Here is a 24,946-nt window from a genome sequence, read left to right on the forward strand (position 1 = left end):
AATTATACCACAAGTGCTGTTTAGTTTATTTATAGATGCCCTGTAATTTTCAGATCATCGATCTGCCTGTTCAAGTGAGAGATATCAGCTTCCAGTTTTAATATTTGATGATAAAGTTGTTCGCTCTTTTCCCGTTCTTCCTCCGTCCCGGAGCTGTACATAACGAGCGTACGCGATATGCTGAATTCTGCCTTGGCCTGTTCCAGCTCCTTAACTGCGTCGCTGCGCTTGCTCATCAAGGATTCCAGCGATTCAGGAGCAAACTCTTCTCTGTCAATTTCCGGGTTCATCATACGATCTCAGATTTACCGATAATTTTATATTGTCCCAATTGTAAATCATTCAACTTTAATTTTCCGATCCTGATCCTCTTTAAATTGCGGACAGAATAACCCAATTCCCCGAACATCTTGCGAATTTGGCGGTTCCAGCCCTCGTGGATAGTAATATACACTGTGGTGCCGTTCGTGCGGATCTTGGCTGGCGCAGTTTTTTTCCCGTCTATCATCATCCCGCCTTGGATCTTCTCAATTCGGCCGGCAGAAAGTTCTTTATCCAAAGTCACTTCATATTCCTTTTCATGTTCTTTTGAAGGATGCGTCAGTGTCTGGGTCAATTCCCCGTCATTGGTGAAGATCAGCAGGCCTTCAGTGTCAAAATCCAATCTTCCGACCGGCCAAACAATATTTTTTAAGTTTGCCGGCAGCAATTCAAACACTGTCCGCCGCTTTCTGGGATCATTCCGGGTGGTGATATACCTCTTCGGTTTGTTCAATGCAAGATAAACCAATTTTTGCAGGCCGATCTTTTTACCGTTGACCTCGATCTTGTCTTTGTCAGTATCAACTTTAGTGCCAAGTTCCCTGACAACTTTGCCGTTGACCTTGACCTTGCCCGCGGTGATCAGATCTTCCGCATGCCGGCGGGAAGCGACCCCGGCCCCGGAAATGAATTTTTGCAGCCGTTCCAGCATCAGCTGGATCCAATCAGGTAACCTGCCAAAAAAACCAGCGCGCCGCCGACAACGACCTGGACCATGGAAAGAAAAAAATTCATCTTCATGTATTTGTAGCGGATAAAAGCAATGGAGATCAATTCGATCCCGACGATTATATAGGCAAAATATAAAGCGTGGTTTAGGTTGACAAGCAAGAAAGGCAGGGTGTGAAAGATCCCGCCCAAAAAGGTCATAAGGCCGGTAATGCCGCCGCGGATGATCGGATGCCCGCGGCCGGTGAGGATCCCGTCATCGGAAAGCCCTTCGGCAAACGCCATGCTGATGCCGGCGCCGGTAGCCGCAGCCGTGCCGATGAGAAAAGCGATGTGAGTGTTATGCGTGGCGAAAGCCGTAGCAAACAAGGGAGCCAGCGTGGATACTGAGCCGTCCATCAAGCCCAACAGGCCCGGTTGGATGACCTTGCGCAAAAAATGAGAGTCTTGTTGTGTATCTGGCATATGAGTATATCTTACCTAAATTTGGACAAAAAGAAAAAGCCGAAGAGTCAGTGAACATCTTTCGGCGTGTGGGATGAACGTTCCGGAGGAAAGGGCTTTTCGTCCGCCAATTGCGGTCCGAGTCGCTTGGCGATCGTGCTGACCCGAACAATGTCCTTAAGATAAACCAGCTCGTTCCCAGTTTCGCTGCTGCCGACCCTCAACAGCAGGACGCCGTGAGATTCGGAAAGATCAAGGACAGTACCTTCGATCCACCCGCTGCCGTTGATGAAAAGCTTGATCAGGCCACTGCCCGAAGTTCGCGCATATTGGATCATGCGGACTTTTGACTCCGATTCCCGGCGTTCCGGCACCCTCGGCGGGATGAATTCAGTTATAGGATGGTCGGGCATGGTAAGCAGGATCACGAATTCGCCCACGGCGATCAGGGAGATCAGCACAACCCACGTGACATGCTCCATGAAGGGAAAAAAAGCTTTGCCGAAAAGAAGGCAGGCCGAAAGTGATGAAACCCATCTGATCCTTCGCATGCAGTCCTCCTATGAAAAACTGGCAAAAATTCAGAAATATATTTACGTCCAAACTTTTGCCAATTTATTTTCTGGTGGGTGTGGCGCGGATCGAACGCGCGACCCTCTGCTTAAAAGGCAGGTGCTCTACCACTGAGCTACACACCCTCTCGTCGCAATTGCCGAACACTTCGCATTTTTTGCGAAACAAAAAAATGCTACGGTCTGGGCATTGCTCCTCTCAATTTCAAATGCAATTTTTAGCCCTTGGTCAGCATTTGAAATTGTAATTAAAAGGCTTATTTATTATACAGATTTTCTGGAATTTTTCAAGACTTGAACTTGCTCCAAAATCCTTCATCCACATCCACGGCTTCGCCTTTTTCTTGAGCAATTTGTTTGAACAATTCTTTTTCTTTCTTGTTCAGCTTGGTAGGAGTAACCACGTGCACGGTCACCAAATGATCTCCGCGGCCGGAGCCGTTTAAGACAGGCACTCCCCGGCTTTTCAGCCGAAAAACCTTGCCGGTCTGAGTACCCGCCGGGATCTTCAGCTTCACCGGCCCATCCACGGTCTGAACTTCAACTTCTGTACCCAAGGCGGCCTGATAAAAACTTAAAGGCGCTTCGGAATAGATCGTGCTGCCTTCACGTTTGAAATTTTTGTCTCCTGACACATGCAGCTGCAGATACAAATCGCCGAAATTAGAGCCTTTGTATCCCACTTCGCCTTCGTTCGGGATACGGATCCTTTGCCCATCCTCAACTCCGGCCGGAATTTTGATGTTCAGGGTTTTAGTCCGTCTGACGTGGCCTGAGCCTTTGCATTCCGTACATGCTCTTTCTGCGACCTTGCCGGTGCCGTCGCATTCATCGCACGTCGCGGTAGAGGCCAGCTGGCCGAATATCGTCCGGCGGGAGGTCCTGATCTGTCCCTGGCCATGGCATTTGGGGCAGGTCATTATCTTGCTTCCCGGTTCAGCCCCCGATCCTTTGCAATGAGGACAAGCGTCCGCTTTTTCCAAAGTTATTTCTTTTTCCACGCCAAATACCGCTTCTTCAAAAGTCAGATAAACTTCCATTTCCAGGTCCACGCCCCGCTCGCGCCGGGCGCGCCGGGTCGCGGTCTGGCCTCCGCCAAAAATATCGGAAAAAATATCGAAAGCATCTTCAAATTCCACGCCGCCATTGAAGCCCTGCGAAAAATTGGAGAAATCAAAGCCGTTGAAACCCGGCCCTCCTGCTCCCTGCGCCGTGTTCTGGAAGTTTGCGCCAAGGCGGTCAAACTGAGCCCGCTTATTCGGATCAGACAAGACCTGATAAGCTTCGTTTATCTCCTTGAACTTTCCCTCATTGCCCTTGTTCTTATCAGGATGGTGTTCGTGGGCCAATTTGCGGTAAGCTTTTTTTATCTCGTCAGCGGAAGCCGTTTTCGAAACACCTAAAGTTTGATAATAATCAGCGGCCATAAATTTATATGTCCAATTTCTCCACCTCAATCTCGACTTTGGTTAATTTGAAAAATTTCAACGCCAATAATATCTTATACAGCAGCCAGCAGACTATTTGCGTCGCCCAGTTAAGCAAGAATGCAAATGTCAGAAGCAAGCCCGTGACAATGATCGCGAAAACAAACGGGAAATAATTCTGGTAATTTGCCGTAGCCTGCTTTATCTTGTCCGTAGCGATCTGAGCGAACACATCCGCCAGAGTCTGGTTGCCTGACACGGCTTTGATCTGAAACTGGTTGAAAAAATTATCGCGGTATTGCTTTATTATGGAAGGATTTGTGGTCTGTGCCTGCGACGACAAAAATTGGTCAAGCGTCTGGTTAAAATCAACGCCGGTGGGCAGGTCTTTGGTAAAATACGGCACAGTTTTGGCTGCCGCCTGCCCTAAGCGCTCGTAATAAGCGTCAGGATTTGCCTTAAAGTCCGCCTGCGTATTGTAATAAACATTGCACCCGATCAGAAGCAGAATAGCGTAGATCATGACCGAGACGCTGTTTGAGATCACGCGCCGCATGGAAAAATCAACAGAGTTCTTTTCTTCGGACCTGATGCGCCATTCATAGAAGAACATCAGCAACAGGAAGATCGCTCCACCCAGGATCACAATTACGTCTTTGGGCATCAGTACCACATAACCCGCAACTATCAGTATCGGAACGATCACGCGGATCATGTGATTCCTGTTGGTCAGTAAAAAAAATGTCAGAAATGAAATGCCAAAGAGTGTTGTGAGCACAAACCAGACCCAAAAGATCGGAGGCTTCCCATGGTAGATCGCCTGGTTCAAAAGCACCCAGTCAAGCACCCAGAAGGCGATTGAGATCAAAGCTAATATTATTATTTTTGTGTTTTTCATATGGATTAGGGTTGATATGCCACTGGCATATCAACTACTTACTGCCGAACCCAAAACCCCGGTCAGAAGTTGAAGAAGGGGCTACCGGCGCTTGCGGGTTCTGATCCGCGATCTTTCCGAACTGCTCTTCATACTTCTTCAGATTGTCGCTCAGGGCTGCGACTATGCGCTTGAAATGCCCGGGATTGGTAATGACTTTTGCCGTGGCAATGCCCTGGCCCGGAGGCGGGAAAAAAGTGATGTTGATGAAATCCAGAATGAACTCTTCTTTGGTGTGCGAAACGAACATGTTGTTCGCATAAGCACCCTTCAGAACATCATCCGTAATTTTAACATTAATATTCTGCTGCTGTGGGGTATCCATAGGTTTCCTTTCTAAGGATTACTTAATTATTTTTTATCCTTACTTACATCCTTAAATTCTGCATCAACGGATCCTTCTGCGCCTTGGTCGGGATTAGGCTCCGAATCTGTCGGTGAACCAGGCTGTTGCGGAGGTGTCTGCTGATACATGGCTGCGCCGACTTTCTGAATGCTTGCCGACAGTTCATCCATGGCTTTTTTGATCGGATCCAATTCCGGTTTGTCCTTCACGCCTTTCAAAGCCTCAATTTTATCCGTGACGTCTTTTTTGTCAGCCTCCGGCACTTTATCGCCGGCATCTTTCAGGGTGCGTTCCGAAACGGAAATTAAAGTATCAGCTTGATTGCGGGTTTCTATCACTTCACGATTCTTCTTATCCTCTTCCGCGTGGGCTTCCGCTTCCTTTTTCATGCGCTCCACTTCGTCTTTGGAAAGATTCGATGAACCTGTGATAGTGATGTTCTGCGATTTGCCAGATGCTTTGTCTTTGGCCGTGACTTTCAGAATCCCGTTGGCGTCAATATCAAATGTAACTTCCACCTGCGGCACTCCCCGGGGAGCTGGCGGCAGGCCATCCAGATGAAACCGGCCCAAAGATTTATTGGCCGAGGCCAGCGGCCGTTCGCCCTGCACCACATTTATCTCAACCGAGGTCTGATTATCAGCCGCGGTAGAGAAGGTCTGCGTTTTGGAAGTTGGGATAGTAGTATTTCGTTCTATCAAAGGCGTGGCCACGCCACCCAATGTTTCCAGGCCCAGGGTCAGAGGCGTGACATCCAGCAAAAGAATTTCTTTACCGGCAACATCGCCGGACAAAACTCCGGCTTGCACTGCAGCGCCTTTGGCTACTGCTTCCATAGGGTCAATGCCCCTTTCTACCTGCTTGCCGATGTACTCTTCCACGAACTTGGCCACGACCGGCATGCGCGTAGGGCCGCCGACCAGAATAATTTTGGCAATATCATTCGGTGTCAGCTTGGCATCGGTCAGAGCCTGCTCCACGGGATGCTTCATTCGCGCCACTATCGGCTTTACCAGTTCCTCAAGCTTGGACCGGGTCAGTTTCATGTTCAAATGCTTGGGGCCCTGGGCATCGGCTGAGATGAACGGCAGGTTAAGATCAGTTTCTAGAGTGGTTGAAAGTTCAATTTTGGCTTTCTCAACCGCCTCACGCACGCGGTTCATGGCCATTTTATCTGCGGTGAGGTCCAGTCCGGTCTCGCGTTTGAATTCCGAAACTACAAAGTCTATCAAAGCCTGGTCCATGTCCTTGCCGCCGAGCTGCGTGTCGCCCGAGGTGGACAAAACTTCAAACGTTGCCTGACCTTCGGACTCGCCGAAGTCCATGATGGTCACATCCAGAGTGCCGCCGCCCAAGTCAAATACTAAAATTTTCTGGTCTTTGCCTGTTTTATCCAAACCGTAAGCAAACGCAGCCGCTGTCGGCTCATTGATCACGCGTACAACTTCCAGACCTGCGATCTCGCCGGCGTTTTTCGTGGCCTGCCTTTGGCTGTCGTCAAAGTAGGCGGGAACTGTGATCACGGCTTTGGCCACCGGCTCGCCCAAGTATGCTTCCGCATCTTTTTTTATCTTCTGCAGAAGAAATGCGGATAGCTGTTCCGGTGCATATTCTTTTCCTTGCAGTTTATACTTAAAGTTCGTGCCCATTTTGCGCTTGAATTCAAACGCCGTGCCCTCGGGGTTCGTTACGGCCTGTCGTCTGGCCGGTTCCCCGACCAAAAGCTGGCCGTCTTTGGTAAACGCAACATAAGACGGGAAGGCTTTGCCGGCCATGGTCTGGCCTTCGGCAGATGGGATGATGACGGGCTTGCCCGCTTCCATCACCGCCGCGGCACTATTTGATGTTCCTAAATCTATTCCTATAATTTTCGGCATACTTCATATCCTTTCTTTAGCGAGGGTGTTGCAGAAAAAAGAATTGCGAGCCGCTTTCCAATGCGGTGAGCCTTAGTCCGCTTCAGCGGACGTCTTTTTTCGCAATACCCGAGCGCCTTATTTTCCCACAGCGACCTTGGCGGGAATTATTACTTTATTATTTAATGTAAATCCGGGTTGTAATTCTTTTACGATTCTCCCAGGGGGCTGGCCTTCAATTTCTTCCACTGCTTCATGTATTTCGTGATCAAACTGCTCGCCTACTGTTTTTATCTTCACAACTCCCAGCTCTTCCATGGATTTTTCCAATTGCTGTATTGTGGCTTTCAGTCCTGTGAGCCAATCTTTATACTTCTCATCATCCGGCGCATAAAACAGAACTTGTTCCAGGCTTTGCAGAGAAGGCATCAGCCTTATGACTGCCATTTCCTTGGCAAACTCAAACAGTTCTTTGGATTCCGCTTCCTTGCGCTTCTTATAATTCTCAAAGTCCGCCGCTGTCCGCTTCCAGTTGGCGGTCAATTGGGCGATCTGGTCTTCCGGACTTAAAATCTCTGGTTCATCTGACATAAGTTATCAATATAATTACTGCTGCACCTGAAATTATTTTCGCCAAATAATTAATGATAGACAGATTCTTGGCATAAGACATGCGTTTCGGCCCGATGATGCCGATCACGCCTTTTTTGCCGCCCGGCATGTTGACATTGGAAACCACAAGGCTCAAATTCTTCGGCACCGGCACAGGCGATTCGCCGCCGATGATGGCTTCAGCCGTAACTTCTGATTTTTTCACCAGCTTGTTTGCTGTCTGATCAATGTTTTCCAAAAGCTGGGCTACCTGCTTCATGGTCTTAGGGTCGCTGAATTCCGGATCCCCGATAATATGCGACAGACCCGTGGCGGATGACTGGTTTGGCAAAAGCGCAAAGGCGGCTTGCCCGGAAACCTGGGCCAAAAGATTGGAAATAGACCGGCCCAACTGTTCGTGGGCCGCAGAAAGTTTCATCAGTTCGCTTTTCAGCATTTTCCGCTCTTTTTCCGATAGCTCAAACCTGCGCATCAGTTCGTTCACAAAGAACCGGTAGCCTTTATCCGTAGGTACCCGTCCTGCGGATTTATGGGGCTGCATGATAAAGCCTGCTTTTTCCAGCTCGCTCATATCATTGCGGATAGTAGCAGAGCTGACCTTGAGGCCATAGCGCTCCACGATCTCCTTGGACCCCACCGGATTGGCGGTTTCCGAGTATTCCTTAACTATCGCGGCTAATATCTTTTGATGACGTAATTCCATATTTAAACCCCTTTTTAGCACTCCAAGCCTGCGAGTGCCAACCGTAATTTATATTTTAATACTGGCACTCTAGGTTGTCAAGTGCTAAAATGGATTGGTCAGGAGGACAATTATGGCCTTGACCGCACGCGAATTCTTGCGCCGCATGGAAACCGATGGCTTCCGAGAGGAAGACAAAAAAGAAGCGGAAAGACGACGGCAGGAAGAGCTCAAGGACGATCAGGCACTCCGAGCACTTAGCGACGCCATCGAGCGTCACCCAATTCACACCCCTCGCATCCGGCGCGGATAGCCCACACATGACAAACACAAAAGACGAGCCCACGACTCGTCCTTTTTTTTGGAATTTCGGTTATTTCAACGGCACGGGCTGAGGGATAGGTGCCGGAGATTTATATAACTGAGGATCAATAGTGCGGTCAAAACACACGTGGCCGGCAGCATGCTGCCAATTATCCGGTCCCGGATAGATCATAGGCACAGCCCGTAAGTTCTGATCGCCTTCGCTAGGCAGGCTGAAACTGGCGCAAAGTTGAAAGTTTAGATTTGAACTCACGGAATATTCATAATCCGCACTCGTTTGAGGGTCCTTTGGAGCTGTAAATCCCGAAATATTATCAGTCAAATTTGAAAGATTCGCAGGCAGACTCCCTTTTTGCTGCCAGTAACTCAAGACCTGACCCTGGATGATCTGCAGATCCGACACGCGCCTATTATCAAAATTCAGCGACCGCTGCCTGGCCGGACTGCCGACTATGAAAAATGCGGCCACCACAATTGCCAAGACCAAAATACAAACCGGGATAATAAACCACTTCATACTGCGGCTCCTTCATCTTTCTTGCGCAAATCCTTGAGGTAGTAAAAGAAAATCAAACCGGCTACCAGAAGAACAATTAAAATCTTTAAGATAAATCTTACAGTCAATTCTCCGCCTGAAAGATTATAAACCAGTGTGACGATATCAATGATTATTGTGATCGCAGAAAGAAATAATGTTAAATACCCAAGCCACTTGCGTACGCGGATCTCATGCCGAATCGGGTCTTTGGCAAAGTCGCGGTTGATCAGCCACATTATCCAGACATAAACCGGAAACATCACGATCAGCATCGAGGCTGACCAGCGGATAGTTTGGACCGATCCGTAACTGTAGTTCAGCACATCCGGGTACCAGGTGTTAATTAACTGGAAAGCCAAAGTAATAAAGCTTATGGCACTGCCGTACAAAGTTACGATCGCCAAAAGGTGCAAAAATACATCTCTGGGCGTGCTTTTTGGAGCAATGGATTCGGTCATAAAAATATAGATTAATAGCGCAAGCTAAGTATAAACTAAATGCCAAATGCACTCAAGGTTGATTATTGCGTTACTTCACTTTTTCTTTTACTTGTTTCAACACCTTTGCCAAATATTGGCCGGTGTAGCTTTTCTTAACTTTCGCCACGTCTTCCGGCGTCCCCATGGCCACAACTTCCCCGCCCTTGTTCCCGCCTTCCGGTCCAAGGTCGATGACCCAGTCCGCGGATTTGATGACGTCCAAGTTATGTTCAATAACCAGAACAGTATTTCCTTTTTCCACCAGGCGAGCCAAGACGCCCATCAGCCTTTTCACATCGTCAAAGTGCAGACCGGTCGTGGGCTCGTCCAAAATATAAAGAGTTCGGCCGGTTGAGGCGCGGGATAATTCTGAAGATAATTTGATGCGCTGGGCTTCCCCGCCGGACAAAGTCGTGGCCTGCTGGCCCAAATGCATGTAGCCCAAGCCCACCAAAGATAAGGTCTCCAGTTTGCGCGCGATCAGGGGAACCGCGCGGAAGAAGACGTGCGCTTCATCCACTGTCATTTCCAGAACCTCGGAAATATTCTTGCTTTTATAATGGATATCCAGAGCTTCCTTATTGTAGCGCTTGCCTTTGCATTCCTCGCACGCCACATATACGTCCGGCAAAAAATGCATTTCAATTTTTATCACGCCGTCGCCGCCGCAAACCTCGCATCTGCCGCCTTTGACATTGAAACTGAACCGGCCGGCTTTGTAGCCGCGCATCCTGGCTTCCTGGGTTGAGGCGAACAGATCCCTGATATATGTAAACACGCCGGTGTATGTTGCGGGATTGGATCTCGGGGTCCTCCCGATCGGCGACTGGTCAATGTTAATGACCTTGTCTATATTTTCAATGCCCAAAAGTTTCTTGTGCTCGCCCGGGGATTCTTTGGCATTGTAAAAATAGGCGGACAAGGCTTTGGCCAGGATCTCGTTGAGCAGGGTGGACTTACCCGAACCGGAAACTCCGGTCAGACAGACAAATTTGCCCAGCGGAATCTCCACATCAATGTTTTTCAGATTGAATTCCGAAGCGCCGATTATTTTCAATGTCTTGCCATTGCCTTTTTTGCGCGCTGTCGGGACCGCGACCAATTCCGTGCCGGCCAAGTACCTGCCGGTCAGGGAATTCTTATCTTTTGCCACCTGCGCCGGAGTTCCTTCAGACACGACTTCCCCGCCGTGCTTGCCGGCTCCGGGACCTATGTCCACGACCCAGTCGGATTCCCAGATGGTTTCCTCGTCATGCTCCACCACGATCACGGTGTTGCCCAGGTCGCGCAGATTTTTCAATGTTTTCAGCAGTCTCGCATTGTCGCGCTGATGCAGACCGATCGACGGCTCGTCCAAAATATACAGCACGCCCGTCAGACCGGAACCGATCTGCGTGGCTAGACGAATTCTTTGGGCTTCCCCGCCCGACAAAGTATCCGCGCTGCGGTCCAATGTCAGATAATCCAGCCCGACGTCCTGCAAAAATTTCAACCTCGCCACGATTTCCTTGAAGATCTGATGAGCGATCTTCAGATCTTTCTCGCCCAGTTTCTTCGGCAAGTTTTCAGTAAATTTCACAGCTTCATCAATATCAAAATTAGACACATCCACGATGGATTTGCCGTCAATGGTCACGGCCAAAAACTCGGGCCGCAATCTTTTGCCTTTGCAGGTAGGGCATTTGCGGATGCGCATGTACTGCTCTATCTCTCCGCGCATGTAATCCGAATCGGTTTCTTTATACTTGCGCTCCAGGTTCGGGATCACGCCTTCAAATGTGGTAAACCGCTCGTAGCCTGATTCATCTTCTATTTTAATTTTGCGATCAGCTGTGCCGTACAAAATTATGTCCAAAGATTTCTTTTGCAGGTCTTTTACCGGTACGTGCACTGAAAAACCGTATTCTTCTGCAATTGCCTCAAGCACTCGCGAATACCATGAGAGCCTGGAAGTTGTTTTGCTCCACGGCCGGATAGCGCCTTCTGCCAGTGTCAATTTCGGATTGGGGATGACCAGTTCCGCCTCTATTTCAAGCCGCGTACCAAGGCCCGTGCAGTCGGGACAGGCGCCGTGAGGCGAATTAAATGAAAAATTGCGCGGGTTCAGTTCCGGCAGGTTCATATGCCCTTCCGGACAGGCAAAATTGGAAGACAGCAGGATCTCTTCTTTTTCATCCCGGAGAATGATCACGGTATCGTTGCCCAGATCAAGCGCGGTTTCCAGAGAATCAGCAAGCCTCGGGCGGTCCCCGCTGTCCAGAACGATGCGGTCCACTACCACATCGATCGTGTGCTTCTTTTTTTTGTCCACATTCAGCTGCAAAGCTTCCGACAGGTCCATGATGGTGCCGTCAAACCGCACGCGCTGGTATCCGGTCTTTTTCGCTTCTTCCAAAAGATGCTTATGTTCGCCCTTCATATCTTTGACCAGCGGAGCCAGGATCGCAAACTTTGTGCCGGGAGGCCAGCTCATGATCTGGTCCACCATCTGCGTCACTGACTGGCCGGTAATGAGTCGGCCGCAAACCGGACAATGCGGCACGCCCACACGCGCAAACAATAACCGCAGATAATCATAGATCTCGGTCACGGTTCCCACGGTAGACCGAGGGTTATGCGATGCGGATTTCTGGTCAATGGAAATTGCCGGTGACAATCCTTCTATTTTATCCACATCCGGCTTGTCCATCAGGCCCAAGAACTGCCTAGCATACGCGGACAAGGATTCCACATACCGCCTCTGGCCTTCCGCATAGATGGTATCAAAGGCCAGAGATGATTTTCCCGAACCCGAAAGACCCGTGATGACCACGAGTTTGTTTCTGGGAATATCCAGGCTGATATTTTTTAAATTATGGACCCGGGCGCCGCGGATAACGATTTTTTCCTGCATATAGGGGTCACTTTCAGGTTTCAAAAATAGCAACGATTAGTAAGCCCTGTTCGTAAAGGGCCTAAATAAGCCAACCTAGTATATATAAAAAAAACCGCCAGCGCAAGGGGGCGACCCTCAAAAGTACTGAGCATGCTCGGTAGCAAAATATTTAAATAAAAAACCGCCCGGAGTTACCCGGACGGTTTTAAAATTCGATCTTAAATATTCAGCTGGTCGTCCTGGCGGGTGCTGATCGTTCCGCCCTGCGGTATCAGCCGGTCAAGGCTGTTGGCAGGAACCACTTCTCCTAATTTAAATCCCCAAGAATTAAACACAGCCATGCTCGGGATGCCGACCCGGTTGCTGCTCTTCTGAAGATAGATCGTGCCTGTGTCGTTTATGAGGGTTCCGTCAGGATGCGGAATACTTGAGAGTGCGATCGGCGGCAAGGTCACCATAAACGAGGTGTCGCCAGATGCCGCATTCTCAAATTTATAACCAAGCCCCAAGAATGCCGTCGGAGTAGTAAAACCCGTGCGGTAACCGTTGGTGATCAGATAGATCGTGCCTTGATCATTAATCAAGGATCCGTTTCTGGGCGGGATATAGTAAGTTGCGGAAGTGTTTGAACCTGTAGGCGTGTAGATCGTCAGAGGCAGGCTCATATCGCCTGTGGTTGCGGGCATGACAGCTTGCCAGTTGTTAAAGCCATAAGACAGGAAAGCTCCGGCTGAAGTGTAGGGACTTCGGTGCGCCGATTGCAGACGGTACACTGTCCCGTCCGTTCCGAGGATGTTGGTATTATCAAGATGAGCAGGCCCGACAACTCCGCTGACCCCGTTCGCATTCACGGTCAAACTGAACGGCTTGCTGGCGGTTTGCGAATTATATAGAACGTTCAAGGTAAAATTATAAGCTCCGGCTGTTGTCGGAATACCGAAAAGCGTGACCGACTGCAGGTCCGGACCGGCGCCCACACTAATTCCGGCGGGCAGACTGCCGTTAGTAATGGACGTGCTGAAACCTAAAGCAGTGCCGGTAAATCCGATATTTGTAGAATAAAGAGTTCCTACTTGGGCAGAAGGCAAAGCGGAAGGGGTGGTGATCGAGAGAGATGATACTTGAGCCTCTGCCGTAATTGCGGCGAAACTTAAAAAAGTTGCTAATATTGCTATTTTTGTAATTTTTTTCATAATTTTTTTATTAATTTTCTTGTCTAAACACTATACAACTGAATAATTATCGTGTCCAGTCTATTTGTTCACACTGGCAATTATAAAGCCTCATCAGTACAATAAGTATATGCAAAAATTGTTGGCTGAAAAACTTAATGATCTTCCCCAAAAACCCGGAGTATATATTTTCAAAGACACCCATGGGTTGGTTTTATACGTGGGCAAAGCCGTCAGACTAAAAAATCGCGTTTCCTCTTATTTTAAAAAAGGCACGGACGATGGCCGGGGTCCCAGGATCCAATTGATGATCTCACAGATAAAAGATCTGGATTTCACGGTGACGGATAACGAACTCGAGAGTTTGATCTTGGAAAATAATTTTATCAAACAGCTGAAACCAAAGTACAACGTCATGCTGCGCGATGATAAAAATTATATTTTCCTGAAGATCAATCTTAAGGATGAGATCCCGACCATTGATTACGACCGCAAACCGACTGACAAGAACGCGCGTTACTTCGGGCCGTACACTTCATCCATGGCCATCAAGGATACTCTGCGTCTGGTGCGGAAGATCTTCCCTTACTGCGCCAATTCCAAAGTTTCCAGCAAGCCCTGCTTTTATTACCACATCGGCAAGTGCCCGGGCGTTTGCTTCGGCAAAATTTCCCTGGAAGAATACCGCGAGAACTACATCAAAAAGATCATCAAGTTCCTGGAGGGGCGGCAAAATGAAATTTTGTCGCAACTCAAGATCCAGATGCGAGGTTACGCCAGATCAAGAATGTTTGAAAAAGCCGCAAAGGTCCGCGACCAGATATTTGCTTTAAATCGCGTTCTGGAACGCCAGAAACTGGTTTATCCAGCCAAGATCGATCAGGATATCTTTTCGCTTTATCAGGATGGAGTGGCCAGCGTCAATTTATTCGTCATCCGCGAAGGCAAGCTTATCCAAAAAGAAAATTTCATTCTGGAAAACACCAAACAGTTGCCGGCGAAAGAAATTTTGGAACAATTTTTACCCAAATATTATCTGGATGCGTCCAATCTGCCGAAAGAGATATTATTGCCGGTAAAGATCAATGAAACAGAGTTGCAGCCGGCTTTTACTGCGCGAAGATTTCCAAAAATCCTCGTTCCGTCGCGCGGACCCAAAGAAAGACTGATCAAACTCGGTGCAGAAAATGCCCGGCAATATCTGGAGAGCACGTCTGATAAAAAACTGCTGGAAGAAGCGCGCCTGCTAAGCTCGCTTAAGGAATTGCAGCGCGTGCTGGATCTGCCGGAACTGCCGGCAAGGATCGAAGCTTACGATATTTCAAACATCCAGGGCACTAATCCCGTCGGCTCCATGATCGTATTTGATTTCGGAAAGCGGAAAAAAGATGATTACCGGAAATTCAAGATTAACAAAAAACAAACTCCGGATGATTTCGCCATGATGCGCGAAATGCTGGAGCGCAGATTTAAAAATGAGTGGCCAAAACCGAACCTTATCCTCATTGACGGCGGCAAAGGCCAGCTTAATGCAGCGCTTTCGGTGCTGCATGATCCAAACTACAAACTACAAATCCCGATCATTGGCCTGGCCAAACGTCTGGAAGAAATTTTTCTGCCGGGCCGAAAAAATCCTATTGTACTTCCGAACAATTCCATCGCCTTATTTCTGCTCCAAAGGATCCGCGACGAGGCTCACCGGTTCGCAGTCAGGTATCACCGGCACCTTCGGTCCCGCGGCTCGCTGTCTTCAGTTTTGGATGAGATCAGCGGCATCGGCCCGGCCAAAAAGAAAAAACTATTGCAAAAATTCGGCTCCGCCGGCCATGTCAGGCAGGCCAGCATCACGGATATCGCCGTAGTCGTGGGCACGAAACTGGCGGAAAAATTAAAAGCCAGTCTTTGACACCGGACGCATTTTCTGGCAATATACTTGGGCAATTCTTTTGGCCTTTGACTTTTAACTTTTGACTTATTTTATGCATATGTCCAAAAACATTTTGATCTTTACCCTTATCGCCGTTGACGTGCTGCTGATCATCAGCATCCTGCTGCAGCAGCGCGAAGGCGGGTTGTCCACTGTGTTTGGCGGTGAAGGCAATGTCTACCGTTCCAAACGCGGCATCGCGTTGGGCCTCCATTACTTTACTATTGTCCTGGTCGTCGTGTTTGTGGCTCTGTCCGCTCTCATCGTCTTCCTGAAATAGATCCCCACACCAAACGAAACGACATGATTATGTATATTCAACTATTGTTTAATTCAAAAAAAATAATTTTATCTCCTGCATATTTATCCGTTATGGTGTGGGGATAAAATGAGCAATCTTTGGTTGCAATTCAAAACTTTTTTTAAGAATTTGTGGGTCGGCACAAAGTCAATCCGAGGGCTTAAACGCCATCAGATCCCCCACATCCTGGAAAATTTTTCAAAAAAAGAAGTCTATACTCTCATCGCGGCCCTGCTGATATTTGTCCTGTCAGGAGGATTTTTGATTATTCAGGGCTTCCAGGATCACAGTATGGGCCCGCATTACGGCGGAGAGCTGACCGAAGGGCTTGTGGGCGAGCCTCAATTCATTAACCCTGTTCTTTCGGAAACTTCAGGAGTAGATATGGATCTGACCAAGTTGGTCTATGCGCAACTTTTGAAATTTGACGACCAGGAAAAGCTCGCTCCTGATCTGGCGGAAAGTCTTCCTGATGTTTCCAAAGATCAGAAAACTTATACGCTTAAGCTCAAACCCGGCTTGAAATGGCAGGACGGCCAGGCGATTACGGCGGATGACGTGCTGTTCACGATCCAAACCATCCAAAACACCGAATACCAGTCGCCGCTGCGCCCCAACTGGGCCAGGGTCAAGGTCACAAAAATAGATGACCTGACCTTAACTTTCGTGCTGCGCGAGGTTTCCGCTTCTTTTGCCACCAACTTCACTCTGGGGATTTTGCCCAAGCATATCTGGGAACCTATCCCGGCTCAAAATTTCCAGCTGACCGACGACAATCTCAAACCGGTCGGCTCCGGCCCTTTTACCGTCTCGGAGATAAAAAAAACCTCAAACGGCACGATCAAATCCATAACTTTGCGCGCCAACGATCAGTACTATCAAGGATCGCCTTTCCTAAACCAGATCACATTCAAATTTTACGATGACTACGACAGTCTGATCGCAGCTTTCCAAGGCAAGGAGATCCAAAGTTTGGGTATTGTTCCTTTTGATCAAAAAGCCTTCCTGGGCACTTCCGATAAAACCAGCCAGTATCGGATCAATCTGCCCCAATATCAGGCTGTTTTTTTCAATCTTCCAAAAAATCCGATCTTGAACCAAAAAGCCGTACGCCAAGCCCTCTGGCTTGCCACCGACCGCGATGCAATTATCAAAAACGCTTATCTGGGCAATGCGGTTCCGGCTTACGGCCCGATCTTGGAAGGAAGCTTGGGCTACAATCCGAGCATCGCCCAAAGCATTCATACCAATATTGATGAAGCCTCGGCTATTTTAGATAAGGCCGGCTGGGTTCTGGATCCGGGAACAAATATTCGGATGAAAAATAAAAAGCCGCTGGAATTCAATCTTGCGACCACCAGTAATCTGGTGATCAACGTCAAAGCCGCGCAGATCCTGCAAAGCCAGTGGGCAAAGATAGGCGCCAAAGTCGATCTGACCATAGTCAATTCCCATGACCTGGAAACGCAGTACATCCGACCGCGGGCTTTTGATGCGCTGCTTTTTTCAGAAAACGTCGGGGCCGATCCTGACCCGTTCCCTTTTTGGCAAAGCAGCCAGGCCCACGATCCCGGCTTGAATCTTTCGGGTTTTTCCGATGCCGAGACGGACAAACTTTTAACGGAAGCGCGGCAAACTTCTGATCCGGCTGTGCGCACCAAAGATTATCTGCGCTTCCAGGAGATCATCAATGACCAGTTGCCGGCTATCTTCCTGGTCCGTTCACTTTATATTTACAATGTGCCGAAAAATCTTCACGGCATCGATCTGAACAACATCATCCATCCTTCCGAGCGCTTCCTGGACGTCAATCACTGGTATTTTGGGAATTAAAAAAACGCTGATGCGTTTTTTTGGTGGGCGAGAGAGGAGTCTCAATTCGCGCTGATGCGCTCATGTACGGGGCAGCGCTGAAAGCTACGTGCACTCGCTTTCATCGACGCTCGACTTCGTCTGATGACTGGTCTAGCTTATGCCCGTTCGACTCCGAACGTTATCATATTGATTTTTGGTGGGCGAGAGAGGAGTCGAACCTCCATGAGATTGCTCTCGCTGGCTCCTGAAGCCAGTGCGTCTGCCATTCCGCCACTCGCCCGTGAAAGTATTATACATATTTTACTGGTTGACACAAAAGCCGTTTAGGTATATACTGTATATACAAAGTTCATCCTGAAAAATTTGATACCAAAGTCAGTTAATACGAAATAATCCGTAATGTTTTGTTGGTTATTTTGTGTTAATTGGGTGTTTTGGCCAGCGGTTCAGCCCTGCCAAACCCTTATATATAATTTTAAGTTCGTAAAAGTAACACAGTTACGATAAGAGGTTTTTATGATGTTGCGCAAGCAACCAACAGCTGTCGCAGCGCGCGCGCAAAGCGTATCCGACAACAAAGCCACCCTCAAAGTCATTCCGCTCGGCGGGATCGAAGAGGTCGGCGAGAACATGACCGTACTTGAGTACGGTGATGACATTCTTGTGATCGATATGGGTCTTGGTTTCCCGGATGAGACTATGCCCGGCATCGATTACATAATCCCAAATACCAAATATTTGGAAGACAATAAAAAAAGGATCCGCGGAGTGATAATCACCCACGGACATTTGGACCACATCGGCGCCATTCCTTACATCATGCCCAAGATCGGCGATCCGCCTATCTACACCATGAAATTGACCGGTGAGCTGATCAAAAAGCGTTTGGAAGAATTCCATCTGCTCGGCAGATCCCAAATCCACGAACTGAACAAGGATGATGTTTTGACTTTGGGCAATTTCCGCATCCGATTCTTCCGCATCAACCACAATATTCCGGATGGCGTAGGATTGGCCATCAATACTCCTGCCGGCCTGCTGGTCTATGCCACGGACTGGAAATTCGACCATACTCCGGTGGACGGACGGCCCACGGAATTCGACAAGCTCGCCAAATTCGGCGGCGAAGGCGTGGCTCTTCTGATGTCCGATTCCACCAATGCCGAAAAACCCGGGTATTCCATGTCCGAAAGGACTCTGGGCGATACGATCGACCGGATCCTGGCTGACGCCAAGGGCCGAGTGATCTTTGCGACCTTCTCAACCCTGATCTCCCGCGTCCAGCAAGTGATCGATGCGGCTTTCAAATCAAACCGCAAAATTGTGATCACCGGACGGTCCTTGGTCAACAACGTGGAGATCTGTCTGGCCACCAATTATCTGAGGATGCCCGCCAAAGGCATGATCATCAAGATGGAACAGGCCCGCAAACTGCCTGACAATCAGGTGGTCATCTTAACCACAGGTTCCCAGGGCGAGGAAGCTTCGGCCCTGGCCCGCATTGCCAGATCCGAGCACAAGACAATTGAGATCAAAAAAGGCGATACCTGTGTGGTTTCAGCATCCCCGATCCCTGGCAACGAGCGCGCAGTTTCAGGCATTCTGTCAAACCTGGCCAGGCTTGGTGCAAAAGTCCTGTATCAAAAAATTCTGGACATCCATACCTCGGGACACGCATACCAGGAAGATCTGAAGCTGATGATCTCTCTGACCAAGCCGAAGAACTTCATGCCCATCCACGGCGAGCACCACATGTTGGTGGCGCATGCCCAGTTGGCCAAAGACGTCGGCGTGCCGGAAGAAAATATATTTATCCTGGATAACGGCCAGATGCTGGAGATGGCAACGACAGGATTGCACATCACGGAAGCCAAGATCCCGACCGGCTATGTTTACGTGGACGGCCTGGGAGTGGGCGACGTCGGCGAGGTCGTTTTGCGCGACAGACAGGTCATGAGCAAAGACGGTATGTTTGTCATCATCATGACCATTGACCGCAAGACCAGCAAACTGACCCAGCCGCCGGATATCATCTCGCGCGGATTCATCTATATGAAAGGATCCGAAGATCTTCTGAAAGAAGTAAAGCACGAGGTCCGCAAAGTTGTGGAAAGCAAAGGCAAGGGACCGGGAGGCATGCGCGAACCGAACTGGAGTTTTATCCGTTCGGAGGTCCGCGACCAGATCGGCGAATTCCTGTTCCAAAGAACAGAACGAAGGCCGATGGTCCTGCCGGTAGTAATTGAGGTATAAAACTATGAGTGAACAAGAACCAAATTTCGAACAACAACTGGAAGCTCTAAAATTCTCTGTACAAACTCTGGGACAGGAATCGGACCCTGTTAAAATTCTGGATATGGCCAGAGATCTAATCTCATCTGTGCCTGAGCGGTCAAATAATCTGATGCCTGATTTTATGTCTGACAGGCAAAAATTTATAACAATGTGGGAGCAAGCAAAAACCGAAGAAAGTAAAACCAAGATCAAACTGCAGCTCAAACAGGGGCTTGAGCGCATTATTGACCGAATGCAACAAAGGCCTAAGGCTGCCTAAAAACCAAACCGCCCAACCGGGCGGTTTTTTTTATTGCTTAAATTTATTGACAAAAAATTGTTTTCGCTCATAAAATGCATTATTAGGGACAATCAAAAGGAGTGTGTGATGGCTCGTGCGAAAGTTCGGCCGTTCCCGAAAACGTTCGTTCGTGACGTTCTGAAGGAGATCGGCTACGTCCCGGGCGTGCGGACAGCTCTGAAGCGAGGCATCGGTGATTACGGAAGCCGGGGAAGGCGGATTCATAATTTACTGCGATGGGAAGCCGAAAAGTACTTTGTGGACCTGGACCTGCCCGCGATCGTAACGGTCTTGGATGCGAAAAAACCCAAAACAGTCAAAACGCTGGCTATGCAGATACACAAATATCTGCGTATCGTCAGGCTCTTGATTAGGTACAAGAAAATTTGGGACGCCGAGGCCCGCAACGAACAGAAAGGCCACAGATTTCAAAAACTGGAAAGAGCGGCAGACAGCACCTCGACTGTCTAACTCATTCCTCTTTTTTTTATTTATAAATAAGCATATAATACCATTATGAAAGACGTTATTGTTTCGGGAATCCAGCCTACAGGTGAACTGCATATCGGCAACTATCTTGGCTCGCTAAAAAATTTTGTCGAATTGCAAGACAAATTTGAGTGCTATTTTTTTATTGCAGACCTGCACTCGATCACCGAAGATTACGAGCCGGGCGAAGCTAAAACAAAACAGATCTTGGATTTAGTGGCCACATTCCTGGCCGCGGGCTTGGATCCCGAAAAATGTACGATCTTTATTCAATCACAAATATCGGCACACGCTGAGCTTGCCTGGATCTTTAATACTATTGTTCCCATGGGCGAACTTGAACGCATGACGCAATATAAAGACAAAGCTTCCCGCCAGGAAGCTAATATTAACGTTGGCCTTTTCGATTACCCTGTACTTATGGCGGCTGACATTTTGCTTTACAAAGCCACTTACGTACCTGTCGGCCATGATCAGCTCCAGCATTTGGAATTGACCAACACTATTGTCAGAAAATTCAACAATAAATTCGGCCAAACTTTCAATGAGATCAAACCTTACATGCAAAAACCGGTGCGGGTCATGAGTCTTTCTGAACCGGAACGTAAAATGAGCAAATCCGAACCGGGTTCTTTTATAAATATGTTTGACGAACCGGATGTAATCCGCAAAAAACTGGCCAAAGCGGTCACTGCCACCGATGCGCCGGCAGGTAAAATGCCCAGGGGCGTAAAAAATCTTTTTGACCTGCTCCAGGAATTTGCCGATAAAAAAACTGTTGATGATTTTACCAAACAATATCAGGCCGGCGCGATCAAATATTCCGAGTTGAAATCAGAACTGGCCGAATCCCTGATCAAATATTTCGAACCGTTCAGAACCAAAAAGGCGGAATTGGAAAAAGACAGCGCAAAACTGCAGACGATCATTACCGAAGGCGCCAAAAAAGCTCAAATTGTCGCAAACCAAACATTAACCGAAGTGAAACAGAAAATAGGTTTGATATAAACACGCAGTTAACGCGTGTTCGTGTTTTAAGGGGGGTCTATGAAAGTTTGGATCCAGTGCCGGACTGTTGCTGATGCGGAATTTTTTGTGCAAGCAGTTATCGAAGGTTATTTTGGAGATCCTCTGGCTTGCCAGATCAGCCCGCTCAACCCCTGTTCTGTGGATGTGAATTTCCATTCGCACCCACTTGACGATGAAAAGATTCGAATCATATCCTTCCTGGTCGACTGGGACAGGTATGAAGATGAATCTTGCATCGACGAGCGACACATAGTGAAAACATCCCTTTTGTTGCCTCCGGATCTAAGGCGAGGAGTTCTTCTTCCTATGCAAGAGCGAAAAAAGACGAACTGAAAACCAACAAAGACATTCGGCGGAAGTCGAATGTCCTTCTTTTTTTATTTCTGTATTAAATCCAAAAGTTCCTGGGTTTTTTGTTTCAAAGTTTCCGGGTCTTTCGTCTCTAAATTTAACCTGACCAAAGGTTCGGTATTTGAAGGCCTGACATTTGCCCGCCAGGTCGGGTATTCAATCGAGATCCCATCGATGAAGGAGAGTGAGCCATCTCTAAAATTATGTTTTAACTTTTCAATTACAGCATTCACATCCGGCACGCTCACACTTGTCTCGTCGATGGCAAAATATTTGGCGAATAAGGGTTCATAGATCTCGCTTAATTTTTTGCCGGTGTCCGAAAGGATTTCCAAGATCAGCAAAAAAGGGATCAAGCCGTTATCCAGGTAAAAATAGTCTTTGAAAAAATAATGGCCCGACACCTCACCGCCGAACACGGCATCTTCCGCGATCATGCGCTCTTTAAAAAAACTATGCCCGGTTTTATTCGGCAAAGCCGTTCCTCCGGCCGCATTGACCGTATCGATGATAGCCCAATTCAGCTTCATGTCCACCACGATCTTGGATTTCGGATATTTTTTCAAAAAATATCCGGCCAGGATCGCCGAAGTAAAATATCCGGAAAGGAATCTGCCGGTTTCATCGATAAAAAAACACCGGTCCGCATCCGAGTCCCACATTACCCCCAGGTCCGCTTTGTTTTGTTTTACCAAAGCCACGGTTTCGTTCCGATTTTCCGGGATCAAAGGATCCGGCCGGCCTTTGGGAAACTCGCCGTTCGGTTCGGCATTGATCACAGTTAAGTCCATCGGCAACTGCTCGGCCAATTTTTTCAGAACCGGTCCTGTAGTGCCAAAATTGGTATTAGCCACGACACGAAAACGCTTAATTTTAGTTTTATCAATTACGGATAAAACTTTGGCAAGATACTCGTCCAAAATTTCTTTGGGTTCCACTTTTCCTTTGACTTCTGATTGAAATTTATAGTCATTCAAAACCAGATCGCGGATATCCATGATCCCGCTGTCGCCTGAAATAGGAACTCCTTTTGCCCGCACCATTTTAAATCCGTTGAATTCGCGGGGATTATGGGAAGCTGTTACTGTCAGTCCTCCATCGTAACCGTAATTGGCAACCGCAAAATACATCATGTCAGTCGACACAACGCCGATGTCGACGACATTCACTCCGTGATCGATCAACCCCTGCTTAGCCGCTTCCCAAAGCTTGGGGCCTGAAAGTCTCACATCTCGGCCGAGAGCGACTGTTTTCGGATTTATAAATTTTGCGTAAGCCTGTCCGATTTTATATGCCACCTCTTCGTTTATCTGCCCGGGATAAATTCCGCGGATGTCGTAAGCTTTAAAAATTGTCGGGTCAATTTTATTCATAGCATACAAAGTCTATCAAATATGTATGTAAAATGCTAGAATTTGTTCATGTCATTCTCCGTAGGAATTGTTGGCTTACCCAACGTCGGCAAGTCTACTTTATTTAATGCGCTCACGAAGCAGCAGGCAGCTGCTTCGAATTTTCCGTTTACCACGATTGATCCGAATGTCGGCGTGATCGCGGTTCCGGATGAACGTTTGGCGAAACTGGCGGCATTGGAAAAATCGGAAAAGATCGTGCCGACTTCGATTCAATTCGTGGATATTGCCGGATTAGTTAAGGGTGCCGCTCAAGGAGAGGGCTTAGGCAATAAATTTCTCTCACACATCCGTGAAGTGGATGCGATCGTGCAAGTGGTGAGGTTTTTTGAAAGTGAAGATATCATCCATGTCGAGGGAACTGTTGATCCTGCGCGCGATATTGAAGTGATCAACATCGAATTGATGCTTGCGGATCTGGCTACAGTCAATAAACGGCTGGAAAGTCTGGGAAAAGAGATCAAAAGCGGCAATAAGGAAGCATTGATCCTTAAAACAGCTTTAGATAAAATCCAAAAAGCTTTGGAAGCAGGAAAACTTGCCCGCGAGGTCAGTTTAACCGAAGAAGAATTGCGGCCGGTCAAACAACTGCAGCTTCTAACCATGAAGCCGACGCTTTATGTGGCAAACACTAATGCTTCAAAAGTTAACCCAATGAACGGCATTGAATTTTTACCCATTGATGTTAAAATTGAATCAGAATTGGCCGAACTTTCGGATGAGGAGCGTGTGGACTATATGAAAGAGCTTGGCATTTCTGAATCAGGTTTGGATCGCTTGGCAGCCGCTTCTTACAAGTTGCTTAACTTGATCACCTTTATCACGGCAGGGCCCAAGGAAAGCAAAGCCTGGACGATTGTTGCCGGCACCAAAGCCCCGCAAGCCGCTGGCGTCATCCACACTGATTTTGAAAAAGGCTTTATCCGCGCAGAAATAATCCAGTGGGATAAGCTCTTGGAATCCCAAGGTTATGCCGGTGCACGCGACCGCGGCTGGCTGCGCGTGGAAGGCAAAGAATATGTGATGGCTGACGGAGATGTCGCGCATTTTCGCTTCAATGTCTGAACAAAAAACAATCTATGCTCTGGGGATAGTCGCTCATCCGGATGATGAGTCGTTTCTGTTTGCCGGCACTTGCCTGAAACTGGCTGCTGAAGGCAAAAACATGGCTGTCATCTGCGCAACCAAAGGGGAAAAAGGCGCGGACCGGCTCAAGCGCAAACTTTCCATGGCGCAAATGGCAAAACTTCGCCAGCTTGAAGGGAAGAAAGCTGCGAAGATAATCAAATTATCCAAATTAGAATTTTTTAATTACCCTGACGGCGGATTGGATCGGGTAGATTTCTTGAAACTCACTGCCAGGCTTGCCGAAAAAATTGAAAAATACCGGCCTGAAATTATTTTAACTTTCGGCAAAGAAGGAATTTCCGGCCACAAGGATCATATTGTGATCGGTAAAGCGACAATTACGGCGGTTAAAAGATCCAAGTACAAACCGCAAAAAATCCTATTGGCAAGCATTCCCGCCTCGGCCATCAAAGTGTTCAACAAACATTTAATTACCCGGAAAGTTCATCTTTCACATTTTTCGCCGCAAATTCTGAAAGGCGTTCCCGATAATAACCTTCTGAAAATTGATATACGAAAATACGCCAAACTAAAACACATGACATTAAAAGCCCACGAAAGCCAATTCTTGCCCTCTTTCGCCCTGGCCGCACTGCAAAAACAAGAATGCTTTGAAGTGATTGTGCCTTGACGCAAGCTCTTTTACTTGCTAAAATATCAAAGCT

At 48.0% G+C, this 24,946-nt stretch carries 26 protein-coding genes and 2 tRNA genes; 11 read left to right on the plus strand and 17 right to left on the minus strand.

Features of this window, described 5'->3' with window-relative positions; all coding sequences use genetic code 11:
- Positions 1-29: 29 nt before the first annotated feature.
- The 11 genes from WDN47_03150 to WDN47_03200 all read right to left on the minus strand — a co-directional run bounded on the left by WDN47_03150 (position 30) and on the right by WDN47_03200 (position 7,887).
- A complete protein-coding gene (locus tag WDN47_03150) occupies positions 30-293 on the minus strand; it encodes a hypothetical protein (protein ID MEJ0021558.1) in 264 nt (87 codons plus the stop codon).
- Complete coding sequence (locus WDN47_03155) at positions 290-973, minus strand: pseudouridine synthase (GenBank protein ID MEJ0021559.1); 684 nt, start codon at positions 971-973, stop codon at positions 290-292. Before WDN47_03155 ends, WDN47_03150 begins: the two co-directional genes overlap by 4 nt.
- Positions 973-1,455, minus strand: coding sequence for a VIT1/CCC1 transporter family protein (locus WDN47_03160; GenBank protein MEJ0021560.1), 483 nt, complete (start codon positions 1,453-1,455; stop codon positions 973-975). The genes WDN47_03155 and WDN47_03160 overlap by 1 nt, the downstream gene beginning before the upstream one ends.
- Positions 1,456-1,502: 47 nt before the next feature.
- Positions 1,503-1,985: a hypothetical protein gene (locus WDN47_03165; protein MEJ0021561.1), complete on the minus strand. Its 483-nt coding sequence runs from the start codon at positions 1,983-1,985 to the stop codon at positions 1,503-1,505.
- 72 nt (positions 1,986-2,057) lie between these two features.
- A tRNA-Lys gene (locus WDN47_03170) sits at positions 2,058-2,132 on the minus strand.
- Between the two features lie 161 nt (positions 2,133-2,293).
- A complete protein-coding gene (gene dnaJ / locus WDN47_03175; GenBank protein ID MEJ0021562.1) occupies positions 2,294-3,433 on the minus strand; it encodes a molecular chaperone DnaJ in 1,140 nt (379 codons plus the stop codon).
- A 4-nt stretch (positions 3,434-3,437) separates the two neighbouring features.
- On the minus strand, positions 3,438-4,331 hold the full coding sequence (locus WDN47_03180; GenBank protein ID MEJ0021563.1) for a hypothetical protein: 894 nt from the start codon (positions 4,329-4,331) through the stop codon (positions 3,438-3,440).
- A gap of 34 nt (positions 4,332-4,365) precedes the next feature.
- Positions 4,366-4,695 (minus strand): DUF3467 domain-containing protein, encoded by a 330-nt coding sequence (locus tag WDN47_03185; GenBank protein ID MEJ0021564.1) that lies wholly within the window; start codon positions 4,693-4,695, stop codon positions 4,366-4,368.
- Between the two features lie 26 nt (positions 4,696-4,721).
- Positions 4,722-6,593: a molecular chaperone DnaK gene (gene dnaK, locus WDN47_03190; GenBank protein ID MEJ0021565.1), complete on the minus strand. Its 1,872-nt coding sequence runs from the start codon at positions 6,591-6,593 to the stop codon at positions 4,722-4,724.
- 117 nt (positions 6,594-6,710) lie between these two features.
- On the minus strand, positions 6,711-7,163 hold the full coding sequence (locus tag WDN47_03195) for a nucleotide exchange factor GrpE (GenBank protein ID MEJ0021566.1): 453 nt from the start codon (positions 7,161-7,163) through the stop codon (positions 6,711-6,713).
- Entirely contained in the window at positions 7,153-7,887 is a 735-nt protein-coding gene (locus WDN47_03200) for a DeoR family transcriptional regulator (GenBank protein MEJ0021567.1), read from the minus strand. The genes WDN47_03195 and WDN47_03200 overlap by 11 nt, the downstream gene beginning before the upstream one ends.
- 112 nt (positions 7,888-7,999) lie before the next feature.
- Between WDN47_03200 and WDN47_03205 the strand changes: the two genes are divergently transcribed.
- On the plus strand, positions 8,000-8,179 hold the full coding sequence (locus WDN47_03205; GenBank protein MEJ0021568.1) for a hypothetical protein: 180 nt from the start codon (positions 8,000-8,002) through the stop codon (positions 8,177-8,179).
- Between the two features lie 60 nt (positions 8,180-8,239).
- Here the strand turns inward: WDN47_03205 and WDN47_03210 are convergent, their stop codons facing one another.
- The 4 genes from WDN47_03210 to WDN47_03225 form a co-directional block, all read right to left on the minus strand.
- Positions 8,240-8,707, minus strand: coding sequence for a hypothetical protein (locus WDN47_03210; protein ID MEJ0021569.1), 468 nt, complete (start codon positions 8,705-8,707; stop codon positions 8,240-8,242).
- Positions 8,704-9,186 carry a DUF5671 domain-containing protein gene (locus WDN47_03215; protein ID MEJ0021570.1) on the minus strand — a complete coding sequence of 161 codons (483 nt, stop codon included), beginning with the start codon at positions 9,184-9,186 and terminating at the stop codon, positions 8,704-8,706. The genes WDN47_03210 and WDN47_03215 overlap by 4 nt, the downstream gene beginning before the upstream one ends.
- Before the next feature lie 70 nt (positions 9,187-9,256).
- Entirely contained in the window at positions 9,257-12,100 is a 2,844-nt protein-coding gene (gene uvrA / locus WDN47_03220; protein ID MEJ0021571.1) for an excinuclease ABC subunit UvrA, read from the minus strand.
- A gap of 200 nt (positions 12,101-12,300) precedes the next feature.
- On the minus strand, positions 12,301-13,275 hold the full coding sequence (locus WDN47_03225; protein MEJ0021572.1) for a hypothetical protein: 975 nt from the start codon (positions 13,273-13,275) through the stop codon (positions 12,301-12,303).
- 109 nt (positions 13,276-13,384) lie between these two features.
- Between WDN47_03225 and uvrC the strand changes: the two genes are divergently transcribed.
- The 3 genes from uvrC to WDN47_03240 all read left to right on the plus strand — a co-directional run bounded on the left by uvrC (position 13,385) and on the right by WDN47_03240 (position 17,315).
- Positions 13,385-15,160, plus strand: coding sequence for an excinuclease ABC subunit UvrC (gene uvrC / locus WDN47_03230; GenBank protein ID MEJ0021573.1), 1,776 nt, complete (start codon positions 13,385-13,387; stop codon positions 15,158-15,160).
- Between the two features lie 79 nt (positions 15,161-15,239).
- A complete protein-coding gene (gene secG, locus WDN47_03235) occupies positions 15,240-15,461 on the plus strand; it encodes a preprotein translocase subunit SecG (protein MEJ0021574.1) in 222 nt (73 codons plus the stop codon).
- A gap of 108 nt (positions 15,462-15,569) precedes the next feature.
- Complete coding sequence (locus WDN47_03240; protein ID MEJ0021575.1) at positions 15,570-17,315, plus strand: peptide ABC transporter substrate-binding protein; 1,746 nt, start codon at positions 15,570-15,572, stop codon at positions 17,313-17,315.
- 176 nt (positions 17,316-17,491) lie between these two features.
- On the opposite strand, the gene WDN47_03245 is transcribed toward WDN47_03240, so the two are convergent.
- Positions 17,492-17,577, minus strand: a tRNA-Leu gene (locus WDN47_03245).
- 236 nt (positions 17,578-17,813) lie between these two features.
- Between WDN47_03245 and WDN47_03250 the strand changes: the two genes are divergently transcribed.
- The 5 genes from WDN47_03250 (at position 17,814) to WDN47_03270 (ending at position 21,723) form a co-directional block, all read left to right on the plus strand.
- Positions 17,814-19,550 carry a ribonuclease J gene (locus tag WDN47_03250; GenBank protein ID MEJ0021576.1) on the plus strand — a complete coding sequence of 579 codons (1,737 nt, stop codon included), beginning with the start codon at positions 17,814-17,816 and terminating at the stop codon, positions 19,548-19,550.
- A 4-nt stretch (positions 19,551-19,554) separates the two neighbouring features.
- Positions 19,555-19,851 (plus strand): hypothetical protein, encoded by a 297-nt coding sequence (locus tag WDN47_03255; GenBank protein ID MEJ0021577.1) that lies wholly within the window; start codon positions 19,555-19,557, stop codon positions 19,849-19,851.
- A 108-nt stretch (positions 19,852-19,959) separates the two neighbouring features.
- A complete protein-coding gene (locus tag WDN47_03260) occupies positions 19,960-20,343 on the plus strand; it encodes a hypothetical protein (protein ID MEJ0021578.1) in 384 nt (127 codons plus the stop codon).
- A 45-nt stretch (positions 20,344-20,388) separates the two neighbouring features.
- Complete coding sequence (gene trpS / locus WDN47_03265; protein MEJ0021579.1) at positions 20,389-21,369, plus strand: tryptophan--tRNA ligase; 981 nt, start codon at positions 20,389-20,391, stop codon at positions 21,367-21,369.
- Between the two features lie 39 nt (positions 21,370-21,408).
- Positions 21,409-21,723, plus strand: coding sequence for a hypothetical protein (locus WDN47_03270; protein MEJ0021580.1), 315 nt, complete (start codon positions 21,409-21,411; stop codon positions 21,721-21,723).
- 44 nt (positions 21,724-21,767) lie between these two features.
- On the opposite strand, the gene WDN47_03275 is transcribed toward WDN47_03270, so the two are convergent.
- The gene (locus tag WDN47_03275; GenBank protein ID MEJ0021581.1) at positions 21,768-23,114 is read right to left on the minus strand and encodes a phosphomannomutase/phosphoglucomutase; all 1,347 of its coding nucleotides are present in this window, start codon (positions 23,112-23,114) and stop codon (positions 21,768-21,770) included.
- A gap of 48 nt (positions 23,115-23,162) precedes the next feature.
- On the opposite strand from WDN47_03275, the gene ychF reads away from it, so the two are divergent.
- Both ychF and WDN47_03285 read left to right on the plus strand, forming a co-directional pair.
- Positions 23,163-24,218, plus strand: coding sequence for a redox-regulated ATPase YchF (gene ychF, locus WDN47_03280; GenBank protein MEJ0021582.1), 1,056 nt, complete (start codon positions 23,163-23,165; stop codon positions 24,216-24,218).
- Complete coding sequence (locus tag WDN47_03285) at positions 24,211-24,912, plus strand: PIG-L family deacetylase (GenBank protein ID MEJ0021583.1); 702 nt, start codon at positions 24,211-24,213, stop codon at positions 24,910-24,912. The genes ychF and WDN47_03285 overlap by 8 nt, the downstream gene beginning before the upstream one ends.
- The last annotated feature ends 34 nt before the right edge of the window (positions 24,913-24,946 follow it).

This window comes from Candidatus Doudnabacteria bacterium (assembly GCA_037200925.1).
In the GTDB taxonomy this organism is placed as follows: Bacteria; Patescibacteriota; Doudnabacteria; order UBA920; family O2-02-FULL-48-8; genus JBDTSL01.

Coding starts and splice junctions, on each gene's coding strand:
- WDN47_03150 (MEJ0021558.1), bottom strand. CDS start 293: ATGATGAACCCGGAAATTGACAGAGAAGAGTTTGCTCCTGAATCGCTG.
- WDN47_03155 (MEJ0021559.1), bottom strand. CDS start 973: ATGCTGGAACGGCTGCAAAAATTCATTTCCGGGGCCGGGGTCGCTTCC.
- WDN47_03160 (MEJ0021560.1), bottom strand. CDS start 1,455: ATGCCAGATACACAACAAGACTCTCATTTTTTGCGCAAGGTCATCCAA.
- WDN47_03165 (MEJ0021561.1), bottom strand. CDS start 1,985: ATGCGAAGGATCAGATGGGTTTCATCACTTTCGGCCTGCCTTCTTTTC.
- dnaJ (MEJ0021562.1), bottom strand. CDS start 3,433: ATGGCCGCTGATTATTATCAAACTTTAGGTGTTTCGAAAACGGCTTCC.
- WDN47_03180 (MEJ0021563.1), bottom strand. CDS start 4,331: ATGAAAAACACAAAAATAATAATATTAGCTTTGATCTCAATCGCCTTC.
- WDN47_03185 (MEJ0021564.1), bottom strand. CDS start 4,695: ATGGATACCCCACAGCAGCAGAATATTAATGTTAAAATTACGGATGAT.
- dnaK (MEJ0021565.1), bottom strand. CDS start 6,593: ATGCCGAAAATTATAGGAATAGATTTAGGAACATCAAATAGTGCCGCG.
- WDN47_03195 (MEJ0021566.1), bottom strand. CDS start 7,163: ATGTCAGATGAACCAGAGATTTTAAGTCCGGAAGACCAGATCGCCCAA.
- WDN47_03200 (MEJ0021567.1), bottom strand. CDS start 7,887: ATGGAATTACGTCATCAAAAGATATTAGCCGCGATAGTTAAGGAATAC.
- WDN47_03205 (MEJ0021568.1), top strand. CDS start 8,000: ATGGCCTTGACCGCACGCGAATTCTTGCGCCGCATGGAAACCGATGGC.
- WDN47_03210 (MEJ0021569.1), bottom strand. CDS start 8,707: ATGAAGTGGTTTATTATCCCGGTTTGTATTTTGGTCTTGGCAATTGTG.
- WDN47_03215 (MEJ0021570.1), bottom strand. CDS start 9,186: ATGACCGAATCCATTGCTCCAAAAAGCACGCCCAGAGATGTATTTTTG.
- uvrA (MEJ0021571.1), bottom strand. CDS start 12,100: ATGCAGGAAAAAATCGTTATCCGCGGCGCCCGGGTCCATAATTTAAAA.
- WDN47_03225 (MEJ0021572.1), bottom strand. CDS start 13,275: ATGAAAAAAATTACAAAAATAGCAATATTAGCAACTTTTTTAAGTTTC.
- uvrC (MEJ0021573.1), top strand. CDS start 13,385: ATGCAAAAATTGTTGGCTGAAAAACTTAATGATCTTCCCCAAAAACCC.
- secG (MEJ0021574.1), top strand. CDS start 15,240: ATGTCCAAAAACATTTTGATCTTTACCCTTATCGCCGTTGACGTGCTG.
- WDN47_03240 (MEJ0021575.1), top strand. CDS start 15,570: ATGAGCAATCTTTGGTTGCAATTCAAAACTTTTTTTAAGAATTTGTGG.
- WDN47_03250 (MEJ0021576.1), top strand. CDS start 17,814: ATGATGTTGCGCAAGCAACCAACAGCTGTCGCAGCGCGCGCGCAAAGC.
- WDN47_03255 (MEJ0021577.1), top strand. CDS start 19,555: ATGAGTGAACAAGAACCAAATTTCGAACAACAACTGGAAGCTCTAAAA.
- WDN47_03260 (MEJ0021578.1), top strand. CDS start 19,960: ATGGCTCGTGCGAAAGTTCGGCCGTTCCCGAAAACGTTCGTTCGTGAC.
- trpS (MEJ0021579.1), top strand. CDS start 20,389: ATGAAAGACGTTATTGTTTCGGGAATCCAGCCTACAGGTGAACTGCAT.
- WDN47_03270 (MEJ0021580.1), top strand. CDS start 21,409: ATGAAAGTTTGGATCCAGTGCCGGACTGTTGCTGATGCGGAATTTTTT.
- WDN47_03275 (MEJ0021581.1), bottom strand. CDS start 23,114: ATGAATAAAATTGACCCGACAATTTTTAAAGCTTACGACATCCGCGGA.
- ychF (MEJ0021582.1), top strand. CDS start 23,163: ATGTCATTCTCCGTAGGAATTGTTGGCTTACCCAACGTCGGCAAGTCT.
- WDN47_03285 (MEJ0021583.1), top strand. CDS start 24,211: ATGTCTGAACAAAAAACAATCTATGCTCTGGGGATAGTCGCTCATCCG.